This window comes from Peribacillus sp. BM1, assembly GCF_056679975.1.
Genome location: NZ_CM155259.1, coordinates 4,064,452 through 4,078,806, shown reverse-complemented (window position 1 = coordinate 4,078,806; position 14,355 = coordinate 4,064,452). Strand labels below are relative to the sequence as shown.

Here is a 14,355-nt window from a genome sequence, read left to right as displayed (position 1 = left end):
TCGAAACATGTCCATTCCGGCACGGAAGCCTTCCGAACTGGCACGTAAAGAAGCGAATCCGGCACGTAATGGATGAAAAGACAAAGAGTGTGTGGTGTCTTCCACAATAATTGCCCGCGGCACATCATGAAGCTTGGGGGTTTTTATAAAAGTTGTAATAAAGGGGGTGGTTTGAATGAAGTATCCGTCCTAAACTGGCTGCGGCACGCAAATCGTAAATCGCGCTCGAAACATGTCCATTCCGGCACGAAAGCCTTTCGAACTGGCATGTAAAGAAGCGAATCCGGCACGCAAATTCGGTTTGCGGCACGTAATGGATGAAAAGGCAAAGAGTGTGTGGTGTCTTCCACAATAATTGCCCGCGGCACATCATGAAGCGTGGGGGTTTTTATAAAAGTTGTAATAAAAGGGGGTGGTTTGAATGAAGTATCCGTCCTAAACTGGCTGCGGCACGCAAATCGTAAATCGCGCTCGAAACATGTCCATTCCGGCACGAAAGCCTTCCGAACTGGCATGTAAAGAAGCGAATCCGGCACGCAAATTCGATTTGCGGCACGTAATGGATGAAAAGGCAAAGAGTGTGTGGTGTCTTCCACAATAATTGCCCGCCGCACATCATGAAGCTTGGGGGTTTTTATAAAAGTTGTAATAAAAGGGGGTGGTTTGAATGAAGTATCCGTCCTAAACTGGCTGCGGCACGCAAATCGTAAATCGCGCTCGAAACATGTCCATTCCGGCACGAAAGCCTTCCGAACTGGCATGTAAAGAAGCGAATCCGGCACGCAAATTCAAATAGCGGCCCGTAAAGGTTCGATACGATACTTAACTAGGCTATTTTCCACCTTCTTTTGTAAAGATTAGGTAGGTTTTTGCTAAAATGAATAGGATTTCCTTTGGTTTTGTAGAATGATTTAGATACTAACATATAAGGAGTGATTTTTTGTTTATTAAAGAATGTGGACCTTCGCTGACCTTAAGAAAAATGCAAGCTTTATTGCGAAGATTACCTTTTGAAGATCCGAATAGGCCAATTATTGAGAATGATTATGGCAAGTATTCGGCGGGGTTTCGAGGAGAGCAGTCGCTCGTTTATTATTTAACCTTTTTGAATGATAAAGATTATCTAATTTTTCACGATTTAAGACTGCCGATTTTTCATCATTTTTTTCAGCTCGATTATTTAATTCTTACCGCCAATTTTGCATTAATTCTTGAAGTGAAGAACTATTCAGGCACTGTTTATTTTGATCCCCAGTTTGATCAATTAATCCGAACGACCCAACAGGACGTCGAGGAAACCTTCCCGGATCCTGTTTCGCAGGTGGAACAACACCGCTCTAATCTTCTGAAATATCTTCATGACCAAAAACTCGGTCCAATTCCAATTGAAACACTTGTTATTTTTTCCAATCCTTATACTCAACTCAAAACTACCCAGGGCAATCACAAAATCACAAAAAAGGTGATTCATAAAGAAAAGTTTCATCAAAGTTTTCAAGTAGTTGAGAATAAATATTCAAAAGAAGTTCTGACACATAAATCAATGAAGAAAGTGTCAAAAATAATTATGAAATCACATACACCACTGAATCAAGATTTATTATTGAAATATCAAATCCATAGAGAAATACTTATGAGCGGTGTTCATTGTCCGATCTGTTTTACGCTGCCAATGGAAAAGTTAATGGGTAAGTGGAGATGTAATAATTGTACTTATCAATCAAATGACGCCTACATCCAATCAATCCAAGATTATGCACTACTTGTTGATACTAAAGTTACGAATAAGGAGTTCCGCAACTTTCTCGAAATACCATCAGCATCGATTTCTGCAAAACTCCTTAACTCGATGAACCTCCCTAAAGAGGGCAAATCAAGAGCTGTTACATATCAACTCAAACTTAATGAATAAGTATCATTACGGAACACTAGACAGGTATTTTTCATTATTTCAGGTCTAAATATATCATCGGCACGCAAATCGCAAATTTGGCACGAAAGCCTTCCGATCTGGCACGTAAAAGGACGAATTTCGCACGCAAATTTACTTTGCGGCACGTAATAGATGAAAAGGAAGAAAAATCTACGCAACGACGCCGGATGGAAGCGAAATAAGTTTGAAACCCCTCGTCCTCTTTTGTATACTTATAGGATTGAGGGGTGAATGTATTGTTAAAGCCAAGAACTCGTTGGAACTTACAATCTGCCGATGAGCAGATTACGGATATGCTAGCAAAGGAACTTCATATAACACCTCTAGTTGCATCGCTATTGGTTAATCGAGGCTTCCAAACAGTTGAAGAAGCCCAGTCTTTTCTTTTTATAAAAAAACAAGCTTTCCACGATCCGTTTTTACTAAAAGATATGGATCTTGCCGTTGAACGAATAAAAGCCTCTATAAATAATGGTGAAAAAATTCGCATCTTTGGAGATTATGATGCGGATGGCGTTAGTTCAACGACCGTGATGATGGATACGTTGAATAAGCTTGGTGCGAATGCTGATTTTTACATTCCGAATCGTTTTACGGAAGGATATGGCCCGAATGAAATGGCCTTCCGATTAGCGGCACAAGAAGGTGTAAAGCTATTGATTACCGTAGATACGGGGATTTCAGCGATTAACGAAGCGAAAATTGCGAAAGAACTAGGCATTGATTATATTGTCACTGATCACCATGAACCAGGGGCGGAATTGCCGGAAGCGCTAGCAATTCTCCATCCTAAAATTGCCGGGAACCCATATCCATTCAAAGACTTGGCTGGTGTTGGCGTTGCGTTCAAGCTTGCGCATGCGCTACTAGGAGAATTGCCAGAGGACTTGCTTGAGATTGCAGCGATTGGCACGATTGCTGATCTTGTCCCACTTCATGGGGAAAATCGCTTGCTTGCAGCGAAGGGAATTGAACAGCTTCGCCAGACAAGACGACCAGGCCTCCTTGCACTTATGAAAAAGGCAAGCATTCAGCAGGACGCATTGAATGAAGAATCGATCGGGTTCGGCATGGCACCACGGATTAATGCTGCTGGTCGACTTGGAGCTGCTGACCCTGCCGTGGATTTACTCATGGCTGAAGATATGGAAACAGCCGCTGACCTTGCTTCAGAAATTGATGCGATGAATAAAGAACGTCAGGCGATTGTTGCTGAAATCGCCGAAGAAGCGATTCGTGAAGTGGAGGAAAACTATCCACCAGCGGATAATAGCGTCCTGATTATCGGCAAAGAAGGCTGGAATTCTGGCATTGTCGGGATTGTTGCTTCTAAGCTAGTTGAGAAGTTTTACCGACCAACCATCGTGTTAAGCTATAACACGGAAACAGGACTTGCGAAAGGTTCGGCCAGAAGTATTGAAGGTTTTGATTTGTTTAAAAATCTAACACAATGCAGTGATATTCTGCCTCATTTTGGTGGCCATCCAATGGCTGCAGGGATGACGTTGAAGCTCGATGATGTAACCGATTTAAGAAACCGGTTGAACAAGCTTGCGACTGAACAACTGACAGAAGCAGATTTCACACCGATCACCAAGCTTGATGCTAAAACAGATCTTACTGAGGTTAGTATTCAAACGATTGAAGAAATGAGCTTGCTTGCTCCGTTCGGGATGAGCAATCCGAAACCTCGTGTTTTAATAGAAGGCGTCAGTGTGGCGGGCATTCGCAAAATAGGATCAAACCAAAATCACCTTAAACTGCAACTTGATAATGGAACGGTCAAACTAGATGGGATCGGGTTTGGAATCGGTAATTATGCCGATCATATTTCACCAAATGCGGAAGTTTCGGTAATTGGGGAACTAGGGATTAATGAATGGAATAATATGAAGAAACCGCAAATCTTTCTTCAAGATATTTCCGTTGAAAATTGGCAGCTTTTCGATTATCGCGGACTGAATCAGGTGGAAAAATGGTTCGAAAATGTGCCGAAGCAAAATCGTAGAGTCATTATTTTCTCCGAAACGACGCTTAGTCGTTACCCATCTTTACGACAGGAACAAGGTTTTTTGCATATTCATAATGAAGAAGAGGCAGCACAAGTTGATGTGAATGATTGTTCATTAATCTTAATGGATATGCCGCCATCTAAGGGCATTTTGGAAAAATTACTAGCAAATCAAGAACCAGCCCGTATCTATGTTCATTTGTATCATCAGCAAGAGAATTTTCTCAGCACAATGCCGACGCGCGATCATTTTAAATGGTTTTACGGCTTTTTAGCAAAAAAAGGTCCGCTGGATTTGAAACGTTATGGCGATGATTTAGCGAAACATCGTGGCTGGTCGCGAGATACGATTGATTTTATCTCACAGGTGTTTTTTGAATTAGATTTTGTTACAATAGAGAACGGGTTAATTATGCTCACTAACAATGCGAATAAACGCGACTTGAGCGAATCAGAATCATATGCACGTAAGAAAGAGCAATTTGAGCTTGAACGAGAGCTTGTTTATTCTTCCTATCAGCAGTTATTCGATTGGTTCAATCATGTAGTTCATAAGGCAACAAGCCTTGAGGAGGAAACAAAGCAATGGATTTAAAGCAATTTATCACGATTGTACCTGACTGGCCGAAACCGGGGATCTCATTTAAAGATATCTCAAGTCTGATGGAAAACGGCGAAGCGTATCGATACGCAACAGATCAAATCGTTGAATATGCACAAGATAAACAAATCGACATCGTTGTAGGACCGGAAGCAAGAGGTTTCATTATTGGTTGCCCGGTTGCCTACTCACTTGGCGTCGGTTTTGCACCTGTTCGTAAAGAAGGGAAACTTCCGCGCGAAACGATTAAAGTCGAATACGGCTTAGAGTATGGTAAAGACGTATTAACGATGCATAAAGATGTCATCAAACCAGGGCAACGTGTACTGATTACAGACGATTTGCTTGCAACGGGTGGAACCATTGAAGCAACGATTAAGCTTGTTGAAGAGCTTGGTGGTATTGTTGCAGGGATTGCGTTCTTAATTGATTTAACATACTTAGAAGGTAGAAGTAAATTAGAAGATTACGACGTTCTAACTTTAATGACCTACTAAAAATTTGAGAATATTCCATAGGGTCATACCTCACTTTCTATACACCGTTTATTGTGTAGATGTGAAGGTAGGCCCTTTTTATTATTAATTATTTGTAAAGAAACGGTGGATTTTGTCGTTATTGATTAAAAATAACTCGAATTATGCAGAAAATGCGGTCTTAGCTCTTTACATATGGCTTCTTTTTCTTGATAATAGATACAATACTATTTTTCTGGTTTTTGGACAAGAGGCAAAGGGTCAGACCTTTGGGCATCCTCGAATAGCGGAACAACGATTCTTTCAACTGTAATAATTGTCACTTTTTGCTGAATACCTGTATATCCATTTTGTCTTGTAGCAAGATGAAGCATCAGCGTCAGCACTAAATGTGGCTATTTTTTATTAACCTTATTCGGAAAACCTTTTGATAGGCGAATCTGCTGGGTAAAGTGGGGTAAAGGTGATACGATGGCAAATGATCAAATTTTAACAGCTGAGCAGGTTGTTGAACGGACAAAGAACTATCTTCAACAGGATGAGACAGACTTTATTTATCGTGCCTATAAATTTGCGGAGCACGCTCACAGAGAGCAGTTTCGTAAATCGGGCGAGCCGTATATTATTCATCCCATTCAAGTTGCAGGCATTTTAACAGACCTTGAGATGGATCCATCGACAATTGCAGGCGGATTTTTGCACGATGTCGTTGAGGATACCGAAGTGACGTTACAAGATATCGAAACGCAATTTGGTGAAGAAGTGGCGATGCTTGTTGACGGTGTAACCAAGCTCGGTAAAATTAAATATAAATCACAAGAAGAGCAGCAAGCTGAGAATCACAGAAAGATGTTTGTGGCAATGGCCCAGGATATTCGTGTAATCCTGATTAAATTGGCCGACCGTCTTCATAACATGAGAACATTAAAGCATCTTCCACAAGAAAAACAACGTCGGATTTCCAATGAAACATTGGAAATATTTGCACCACTCGCGCATCGTCTTGGCATCAGTACGATTAAATGGGAACTTGAGGATACCGCTCTTCGTTATCTGAATCCTCAGCAATATTACCGAATCGTGAATTTAATGAAGAAAAAGCGTGCCGAACGTGAGGAATACTTGGACGAAGTCGTCGAGGAAGTACGCAAAGAAGTAGATGATGTGAACATTAAGGCCGATATTTCTGGACGACCGAAACATATTTACAGCATTTACCGTAAGATGGCCATGCAAAGCAAGCAATTCAGCGAAATCTATGATCTGCTTGCGGTACGAATTGTCGTAAATAGCATCAAGGATTGTTATGCAGTACTTGGTATTATTCATACATGCTGGAAACCTATGCCAGGCCGTTTCAAGGATTATATTGCCATGCCGAAGCAGAATATGTATCAATCGTTGCATACGACGGTGATCGGTCCAAAAGGCGACCCGCTTGAAGTGCAAATTCGTACGACTGAAATGCATCGAATTGCAGAATACGGAATTGCCGCACACTGGGCTTATAAAGAAGGCAAAGAAATTGATGAGCAATCTTCATTAGAAGAGAAACTCACCTTTTTTAGAGAAATTCTTGAATTCCAGGATGATGCAACGAATGCTGAAGAGTTTATCGAGTCATTGAAGATTGATTTGTTCTCAGATATGGTGTTTATTTTTACACCAAAAGGCGATGTAATTGAGCTGCCGTCTGGATCGAATCCAATTGATTTTGCTTATCGTATTCACTCCGAAATCGGCAACAAGACGATTGGGTCTAAGGTGAACGGCAAGATGGTGCCACTTGATTACAAGCTAAAAACAGGCGACATTATTGAAATTCTAACGTCTAAACATTCGTATGGACCAAGTCCAGATTGGCTGAAGCTGACGCAAACCTCTCAAGCGAAAAATAAAATTCGTCAATTTTTCAAAAAGCAACGCCGTGAGGAAAATGTTGAAAAAGGTCGAGAGTTGGTCGAAAGAGAAATCAAAGCATTGGATTTTGAGTTAAAAGAAATTCTGACTCAAGAAAATATCAAACGTGTTGCTGAAAAGTTTAATTTCTCTAATGAAGAAGATATGTATGCTGCTGTTGGCTATAACGGTATTACGGCCGCGCAGATTACGACCCGCCTTACTGAGAAATTACGGAAGCAAAAAGAAATAGAACAAGGCCCTACGATTACAGAAGCGGTTAGTGAGCTTAAATCGATTCATAAATCGAAAAAGCGGGAATCTGGTGTCCGAGTTTCTGGCATTGATAATCTATTAATACGTTTATCAAAATGCTGTAATCCGGTTCCGGGAGATGAAATTGTTGGTTTCATTACAAAAGGCCGCGGCGTTTCTGTCCACAGAACCGACTGTTCTAATCTAAACACGAGCGAAGCTGAAACCCGTTTAATTCCGGTTGAATGGGAAGGGAATCTGAGTGATCGCAAAGAATACAATGTGGATATCGAAGTTAGCGGTTTTGACCGTCGCGGTTTATTGAACGAGGTGTTACAAGTAGTCAATGAAACGAAAACGGACATCTCAGCTGTATCCGGCAAATCGGACCGCAACAAAGTAGCGACGATTAACATGTCCATTGCTATTCAAAATATTAGTCATCTGCAAAAGGTAGTCGATCGAGTTAAACAAATTCCGGACATTTATTCAGTCAGAAGAATCATGAACTAAGGAGTTTTCACCATGCGTGTTGTTGTGCAGCGTTCTAAAGCAGCGAGAGTACTTGTGAATAATGAAACAATTGGCTCAATCGACCACGGTCTCGTTTTATTGGTCGGTGTTACACATGGCGACACAGCGGAAGACGCCGCTTACCTCGCTGAAAAAATTGCAAACTTGCGTATTTTTGAAGATGAAAACGAGAAAATGAATCATTCCCTACTCGACGTAGGCGGTTCAGTTCTCTCGATTTCACAATTCACCCTGTACGGCGATTGCAAGAAAGGCCGCCGCCCAAACTTCATGGACGCCGCTCGTCCAGAAGAAGCGAACGCCATTTACGAACTTTTCAACGAAGAATTCCGCAAAAAAGACATCCATCTCGAAACAGGCCAGTTCGGAGCCAATATGCAAGTTGAACTCACCAATGATGGCCCTGTCACGCTTATTGTTGAGAGTAAATAGGAAAGTAGACCACAGCTAGCTGGTTTGCTTTCTTTTTTTTTGTGGCATTTTCCGATCAAATAGGGGAGAACTTCCACCCTAGAGTTTGTCCTTCTGAAGATTGCGATCCGGAGCTATATTTGGTGTTCAAAATGAAAAAAAGACGCCTCCAGAAGGTAAAATACTTTCGATACACCCTAATTATTACAACTTATATAAAAAACACCAAGCTTCATGAGGCGAGGCGGCCATTTATAGTGGGAAACACCACCTTTGTTGCGTGGATTATCCCTCTTTTTCATCCGTTACGTGCCGAAAATCAAATTTGCGTGCCGGTTTCGTCTTTTTACGTGCGAGTATGGGGTTTTTTCGCGCCGGAGTCTGTACTTATCGAGCGCAAACCGAGATTTACGTGCCAACACCCCATTTATGAAGACGAAGAACAGTTCTGAGTATAACAAAAAAACGTGCCTAGAGCAGGCACGCTTCCCTTTTATTTAAAAAACGTCATCAACCCATTATAGATGGCGGTCGTAACCATTTCTTGATACTCATTTGAGGTAATTTTCAGTTCTTCAGCTGGATTGCTTAAATAACCAAGTTCGAGCAGGGTTGCGTTTTGGTGATTTTCTCGTAAAACGTGATAGTCACCGAACCGATAGCCGCGGTTATTAATTTTTAGTGCTGAGCTTAGGGCATCGTCAAGAACTATGGCAAGCTGCTTTTGATAGGGATGATAGTAATATGTAGTGATGCCATTAATTCTCGTATCTTCTGTTGCATCATAATGAATGCTAATATAGGCGTCCGCGGCGTTCAGTTGTGAAATCCCGACCCGAGCTGGCAGAGTGATGTATGCGTCAAGGCTGCGTGTTAATAGGACGTTTGCTCCTGCTTGTTCGAGCTTAGCCTGAAGCATACGAGCTGTACGTAACGTTACATCTTTTTCCATCGTACCGCCTACGCCAAGTGTTCCTGGATCGCGGCCGCCATGACCTGGGTCAAGGACGATTACTTTACCGTCGAGATTATTTTCAATGCCAGATCGTTTACTTGGCTGGGCTTGTCCATCTGTTGAAACGAGCCACCCTGCCACATAAGCTGTCTTTTTTTCGAGCTGGATTTTGTACCAGTCATTTTCCATGCCGAGAACGGCGAACGTTTCACCTTTATTTGCACGAGCAAGTAAGGTCGTATTTGTATCTGGACCACTTCGTAAACTAGTCCCATCACGAAGGATGACGATCGTGGAACTAGTAGGATTTTCTGCTACTGAGGGCTCAGTTTGAACCGATTTGGACGGCTGTTGCAAATACCGAGTCGCAACCCAGCCCGTTTTTCCAGTTTCATATTGGATTTTTGCCATGTCGTTTCGCTCTTGCAAAATGGTGAAGGAATCCCCATTATGAACGGTCGTAAGAATTTCTCCATCGGTTGTAGCCGATTTGCGGACGACTAGTTCAGACGCAGTGACAGTCGCTTTTTCTTCACCGTCGATCGCGATGAATGATGTGTTAACCCAGCCACTTTCGCCATGAAAGGTAATTTTCCCCCACTCACCTTGAATGTCTTCGAATGAAAGAGTCGCATCCTTTTTTAGCTTGCCAATTACTCTTCCATCTTTAGAAGCAGATGCGCGAACATTGAGATTGTTCGTTAATGCAATTCCCGTCGCTTTGACGGTCTGTACGTTGGTTTCTTTATTTTCGGCTACGCCAGTTTGGATAAAATCGGCGGATATCCATCCAGAAATCGTATCATTTTTAAACTGGATCCAATTATTTTCTCGATCTAGGATGTTGATTTCAGTGCCGTTATTTATATAACCTGTTTCTTCAAAAGACGTGCCAGGACCTTGGCGAATCCGTACATGATCGGACGTTACGGTAGCTAATTCAATACTTTTTGCACGTTTTGTATCATCAGCTACAAGATAGCCCGCGATCCAGCCTGATTTGTTTTCAGCAAGTTTAATTTCCAGCCAATCATTTTCCTCGGAAACGACCTGATAGGTATTTCCTCGGTATACTTTTTCTGAAATCGGGAAGCTTAAGGCTGGACCTTCCCGAACATTGATCATTTCTGTATTAACAGTAATTTCTGGTTTAGTTTGGCTGTGTACATGTTGTACTGAAAATCCAGTTGATGTAAGAAGAGCTGCTGTCAGAATCCCGGCGATATATGTTTTAGTTCTCATGTCTGCCTCCTCGTTCTTATTGAAAATAGTCTAACAACAAGTAATTCTACCTTATCATAAAATTTCCTGTTTATTTAGGAAGAAAACTTCGGGTTTTGGGCAAAACTAAGAAAAAAGCAGGAGGGATGAATGATGAAATTCAGTGAAAAAGGGCAATTAAGCCTAGACCCAACCAATCAACTTTCCGGAGTCGATTTCCGAGATCATTTACAAAAAGAACAAGGCTCAACAATGTTTGAACTTGCATCAGAATTTGGCCTAAACGAGCGCGATGTGCAAAAATTGAAAAAAAAGCTTGGTGGACGTTAATATTTTGCTATTTCCTGCTAGAGGATGGTATGGAATTAGCTTGCCTGCTTGCTACGATTGAAAATACTTTTAATAAACGTAAATTTACATGAAATTAATAGCTAATACTGGTAAAAAGGGGATAAATCACAGGAGTTTATGTAAGTAGATGAATTTACAGGATCTTAGCTCTCCTCCTTGGTTTATACGAGCGTATTGTACATAATTTTGTTAATAGTAACTACATCCTACTGGAAAAAGCCATGGTGGTATTGACAAGATTCGACGGAGTATTTATTATTAATGAAAGGTTTAAAGATAAATTTACAAATAAAACAACCAATGATGAAGAAAAGTAATTAAGAACCACATGTAAAGAGAAGAAATGCCCTTGGCTGAAAGCATTTCTACATGATGCCTTAATGAAAGAACACTTCTGAGGCTTCGCTCTGAAAAATTTTTTTAGTAAGAGATGAACGTAGGCAGGCGTTAACTGCTTTTAAAGTGGAAGCATACATACATGCTTCAATTAGGGTGGCACCACGGGAATTTCAACTCTCGTCCCTTGTAACTGTATCGTTACAAGGGATGAGAGTTTTTTGTTTTTTAAAGATGAATTTACATAATGTTTTTAAGGAGGATCTCATATGAGCATTCAAATTCCAAGAGGTACGCAAGATTTGCTTCCGGGTACAACGGAGGTTTGGCAATATATCGAGAAGACGGCGCGTGATTTATGCAGTCGTTATCAATATAAAGAAATTAGAACACCGATTTTTGAGCACACGGAATTGTTTTTACGTGGTGTCGGTGATACGACAGATATCGTTCAAAAGGAAATGTATACATTCAAAGACCGCGGTGAGCGGGACTTGACGTTACGTCCGGAGGGAACGGCTGCTGTTGTTCGTTCGTATATCGAAAATAAAATGTTCGGATTACCGAACCAGCCGGTGAAATTGTATTATATCGGGCCGATGTTCCGTTATGAGCGACCACAGGCAGGGCGTTTCCGTCAATTCGTACAATTTGGCATTGAAGCGTTAGGGAGTAAGGATCCGGCGATTGATGCTGAAGTATTGGCTCTTTCCATGGGGCTTTATCAAGAGCTCGGTTTGAAAAAATTGAAGCTTGTGATTAATAGTCTAGGTGACAAAGAAAGTCGTACAGCTCACCGAAATGCGTTGGTCGACCACTTTAAACCGCGGATTGGCGAGTTTTGTAGTGATTGCCAAAGTCGTTTAGAGAAGAATCCATTGCGTATTTTGGATTGTAAAAAAGACCGTGATCATGAATTGATGAAAACAGCACCGTCGATTCTCGAATATTTAAATGAAGAATCACGCTCGTATTTTGAAAAAGTACAAAAGCATTTAACGGATCTTGAGATTGAATTTGTCGTTGATCCGACACTCGTACGTGGTTTGGATTATTACAATCATACGGCGTTTGAAATTATGAGTGAAGCAGAAGGATTCGGTGCGATTACAACGCTTTGCGGCGGTGGACGTTACAATGGCTTAGCGGAAGAAATTGGTGGTCCTGAAACGCCTGGAATCGGCTTTGCACTAAGCATTGAGCGATTAATCGCGGCACTTCAAGCGGAAAACGTTGAACTGCCGATTGAGCAAGGAATCGATTGCTACCTCGTTTCCATGGGTGATGCGGCGAAAGATTACACGGTAAAACTTGCGTATCAATTACGCAATGCCGGTTTTACAGTGGAAAAAGATTATAACGATCGGAAAGTGAAGGCGCAATTTAAATCAGCCGATCGACTAGAAGCGAAATTCGTGGCCGTACTTGGTGACGATGAGCTTGAAAAAGGAAAAATTAATGTGAAAAATATGGCGACAGGTGAACAGGTTGAATATGAACTAACTTCATTTGTTGCTGAATTTAAGAAGCTTTACGCTTAAGGAGGAAATAGAATGTTTGGGAGAAGTTATTTTTGCGGTGAAGTAACAGAAACAGCCGTTGGCGAACAAGTTACATTAAAAGGATGGGTCCAAAAACGACGTGACCTAGGTGGGTTGATTTTTATTGACCTTAGAGATCGCTCTGGGGTTGTCCAAGTTGTCTTTAATCCTGATGTATCAAAAGAAGCATTAGCGATTGCTGATAAAATTCGTACCGAATATGTGGTCGACATTCAAGGGAAAGTTGTGATTCGCGACGAAAGCAACGTCAACAATAATATCGCAACAGGTAAGATTGAAATTTTGGCAGAAGCGATCACAATTATTAATGAAGCAAAAACAACACCATTTGCGATTGCTGATAAAACGGAAGTGTCTGAAGACCTTCGTTTAAAGTACCGCTACTTGGATCTACGTCGTCCGGTTATGTTTGAAACATTGAAAATGCGTCACCAAACGACAAAAGCCGTTCGTGAATATTTAGATGGCGAAGGTTTCCTTGATATTGAAACACCGATTTTAACAAAAAGTACGCCAGAAGGAGCTCGTGACTATTTAGTTCCTAGCCGTGTCCATGATGGAGAATTCTATGCATTGCCACAATCTCCACAGCTTTTCAAACAAATGCTGATGGTATCAGGAGTTGAGCGTTATTATCAAATCGCTCGCTGCTTCCGTGATGAAGACCTTCGTGCCGACAGACAGCCTGAATTTACGCAAATTGATATTGAAACGAGCTTTATGAGCCAAGAAGACATCATGAACATGGCAGAAGCAATGATGTTGAAAGTCATGAAAGATGTGAAAGGAATCGACATCACATTACCACTGCCACGTATGAAATATGAAGAAGCGATGAGCCGCTACGGATCAGACAAACCAGATACTCGTTTTGCCATGGAGCTAATTGATGTATCGGAGCTTGTAAAAGAGAGTGGATTTAAAGTATTCACAGGAGCGATTGCCAATGGTGGACAAGTAAAGGCTTTGAATGTCAAAGCTGGAGCAGCTGATTATTCACGTAAAGACATTGACGCGCTTGGCGAGTTTGCTGCTGTATACGGAGCAAAAGGACTTGCTTGGCTGAAAGTGGAAGAAGAAGGCTTAAAAGGACCAATCGCCAAATTCTTCACAGAAGAAGACCAAAAGCAATTATGTTCAGTTGTTGAAGCGGAAACAGGCGATCTTCTTCTTTTCGTTGCCGATAAGAAAAGCGTTGTTGCGGATGCACTTGGAGCACTACGAATTAAGCTTGGAAAAGAAAGAGGCTTAATCGACAATAGCCAATTCAATTTCCTTTGGGTGACAGACTGGCCATTACTTGAGTATGATGAAGAAGCGGGCCGTTATTTCGCAGCGCACCATCCATTCACAATGCCTTTCCGTGAAGATCTAGAATTGCTTGAAACAGATCCAGCAAGTGTACGTGCTCAAGCTTATGACCTTGTGTTAAACGGCTATGAATTAGGCGGTGGTTCATTACGTATATTCGAACGCAATGTCCAAGAAAAAATGTTCAAAGTTCTCGGCTTCAGTGAAGAAGAAGCAAATGAACAATTCGGCTTCTTAATGGAAGCATTCGAATACGGTACACCTCCACATGGCGGAATCGCGCTAGGACTAGACCGTCTTGTGATGCTGCTTGCAGGCCGTACAAACTTACGTGACACGATTGCCTTCCCGAAAACAGCAAGCGCGTCAGACATGCTTACACAAGCTCCAGGCGTAGTAAGCAAGGCGCAACTTGATGAATTGCATCTGTCAATTGTAGGGAAAAAACAAGAATAATTTCCTATAAAAAAATCTTGTAAGTGAATATTCAGTATGTTAT

Annotated in this window: 11 protein-coding genes and 1 other annotated feature; of the genes, 8 read left to right on the top strand and 3 right to left on the bottom strand. The window is 41.5% G+C overall.

Going from position 1 to position 14,355, the window contains the following annotated elements; genetic code table 11:
* Positions 1 to 143: 143 nt before the first annotated feature.
* The gene (locus AC1MGI_RS19495; protein WP_480347159.1) at positions 144 to 740 is read right to left on the bottom strand and encodes a hypothetical protein; all 597 of its coding nucleotides are present in this window, start codon (positions 738 to 740) and stop codon (positions 144 to 146) included.
* 200 nt (positions 741 to 940) lie between these two features.
* Between AC1MGI_RS19495 and AC1MGI_RS19490 the strand changes: the two genes are divergently transcribed.
* From AC1MGI_RS19490 to AC1MGI_RS19480, 3 genes are all read left to right on the top strand, one after another.
* A complete protein-coding gene (locus AC1MGI_RS19490) occupies positions 941 to 1,912 on the top strand; it encodes a nuclease-related domain-containing protein (protein WP_480347157.1) in 972 nt (323 codons plus the stop codon).
* A gap of 257 nt (positions 1,913 to 2,169) precedes the next feature.
* Entirely contained in the window at positions 2,170 to 4,539 is a 2,370-nt protein-coding gene (recJ, locus tag AC1MGI_RS19485) for a single-stranded-DNA-specific exonuclease RecJ (protein ID WP_480347155.1), read from the top strand.
* Positions 4,530 to 5,042 (top strand): adenine phosphoribosyltransferase, encoded by a 513-nt coding sequence (locus AC1MGI_RS19480; protein WP_480347153.1) that lies wholly within the window; start codon positions 4,530 to 4,532, stop codon positions 5,040 to 5,042. The genes recJ and AC1MGI_RS19480 overlap by 10 nt, the downstream gene beginning before the upstream one ends.
* A 206-nt stretch (positions 5,043 to 5,248) precedes the next feature.
* On the opposite strand, the gene AC1MGI_RS19475 is transcribed toward AC1MGI_RS19480, so the two are convergent.
* Positions 5,249 to 5,395, bottom strand: coding sequence for a hypothetical protein (locus AC1MGI_RS19475; RefSeq protein WP_480347151.1), 147 nt, complete (start codon positions 5,393 to 5,395; stop codon positions 5,249 to 5,251).
* 97 nt (positions 5,396 to 5,492) lie between these two features.
* On the opposite strand from AC1MGI_RS19475, the gene AC1MGI_RS19470 reads away from it, so the two are divergent.
* Positions 5,493 to 7,688 (top strand): RelA/SpoT family protein, encoded by a 2,196-nt coding sequence (locus AC1MGI_RS19470; RefSeq protein WP_480347150.1) that lies wholly within the window; start codon positions 5,493 to 5,495, stop codon positions 7,686 to 7,688.
* Between the two features lie 12 nt (positions 7,689 to 7,700).
* Positions 7,701 to 8,141 carry a D-aminoacyl-tRNA deacylase gene (gene dtd / locus AC1MGI_RS19465; RefSeq protein ID WP_062177284.1) on the top strand — a complete coding sequence of 147 codons (441 nt, stop codon included), beginning with the start codon at positions 7,701 to 7,703 and terminating at the stop codon, positions 8,139 to 8,141.
* Between the two features lie 472 nt (positions 8,142 to 8,613).
* Here dtd and AC1MGI_RS19460 read toward each other — a convergent pair whose 3' ends face one another.
* On the bottom strand, positions 8,614 to 10,317 hold the full coding sequence (locus tag AC1MGI_RS19460) for an N-acetylmuramoyl-L-alanine amidase family protein (protein ID WP_480347148.1): 1,704 nt from the start codon (positions 10,315 to 10,317) through the stop codon (positions 8,614 to 8,616).
* Between the two features lie 129 nt (positions 10,318 to 10,446).
* On the opposite strand from AC1MGI_RS19460, the gene AC1MGI_RS19455 reads away from it, so the two are divergent.
* The 3 genes from AC1MGI_RS19455 (at position 10,447) to aspS (ending at position 14,312) form a co-directional block, all read left to right on the top strand.
* On the top strand, positions 10,447 to 10,626 hold the full coding sequence (locus AC1MGI_RS19455; RefSeq protein ID WP_403069469.1) for a hypothetical protein: 180 nt from the start codon (positions 10,447 to 10,449) through the stop codon (positions 10,624 to 10,626).
* Positions 10,627 to 10,938: 312 nt separating this feature from the next.
* Positions 10,939 to 11,174 (top strand) — a binding site (T-box leader).
* A 78-nt stretch (positions 11,175 to 11,252) separates the two neighbouring features.
* Positions 11,253 to 12,524 (top strand): histidine--tRNA ligase, encoded by a 1,272-nt coding sequence (gene hisS / locus AC1MGI_RS19450; protein ID WP_480347147.1) that lies wholly within the window; start codon positions 11,253 to 11,255, stop codon positions 12,522 to 12,524.
* Positions 12,525 to 12,536: 12 nt separating this feature from the next.
* On the top strand, positions 12,537 to 14,312 hold the full coding sequence (aspS, locus tag AC1MGI_RS19445) for an aspartate--tRNA ligase (RefSeq protein WP_480347145.1): 1,776 nt from the start codon (positions 12,537 to 12,539) through the stop codon (positions 14,310 to 14,312).
* Positions 14,313 to 14,355 lie beyond the last annotated feature (43 nt).